Annotated in this window: 1 protein-coding gene; it reads right to left on the bottom strand. The window is 59.8% G+C overall.

From position 1 onward, the window contains the following. Positions 1 to 765 (bottom strand): flagellin (locus tag AC1DT3_RS22870; RefSeq protein WP_477467451.1); only part of this gene is annotated, 765 nt, incomplete at its 3' end. Positions 766 to 882: the final 117 nt, after the last annotated feature.

Below are 882 nucleotides of genomic sequence, written 5' to 3'. Positions count from 1 at the left end.
CTGAACGCCGAGCTGTTGCTGAACCTGCAGCGCCTTGAGGCGAGTCGATTCTTCTTCCATGTCCGCGTCGACGAGCGTGCCGATGGAGCGCTCGTTCGACTTGATGAGCGATTCGACGAAGGTCGTCTGCGATGTGATCTGCGTCTTGTTCGCACCCAAGGTGGTTGCTGCATCGGTCATGGCGCTGAGAGCCTTGTCCACTGCAGAGATGTAGGCGCGGAGCTTGGACAGATCCTGGTTCTGGATGGCCGAGATGTCGAGCTTGTCGATCGACAGCTCGTAGTGCTTGTAGGCACCATCTTCATCCTTGCCGAGAACACCCCATTCCTTGTTCAGGATGCCGCCTTCRCCGTCGACTGCCTTTACTGCTGCATCATTGGCGGTGTCGATCGCCGTTGCATAGGCGGTCTTCGCTGTGTCGTAGGTCGTCTTCGCCGTATCGTACGTAGTCTTTGCCGCYGCRTCCTTCGYGCTSGCTTCCCAAGYYGCGAGRGCCGTRTCGTAGGTKGYCTGSKCGGTCGTGAAGGTSGTCTTSKCRGCGSTGATGTCSGCATCGRCSGCRGCYGCMGCRTCGGCGGCRACCGTGGTCTTGTCGTACAGCTTCGTGTCGTCGACYGMGACGTTCACGGTGTCGACCGTGATGGCGCCGTCGATACGSGTGAACGAGGCGACGATCTTACGATCCGAGGTGTAGTTRCCMGCGCYCGARTCGGTCGAGAGCCAGTTTTCRCCGGACACCACCGACGAATCGGCGGTCGACTTCATCTTGTTCAGGATSGMGTTGATYTCGGTCTGGATCTTGCCRCGATCGACGTTSGGCGCCATCGCCGCCGTCAGCTTSGMCTGGATCGACTTCAGGTCKTCGATCGWGCTGTTGAGGCC

It is taken from the genome of Microvirga sp. P4_G7 (assembly GCF_056401005.1).
The sequence above is the reverse complement of the archived record's forward strand: the minus strand, read 5'-3'. Positions and strand labels throughout refer to the sequence as shown.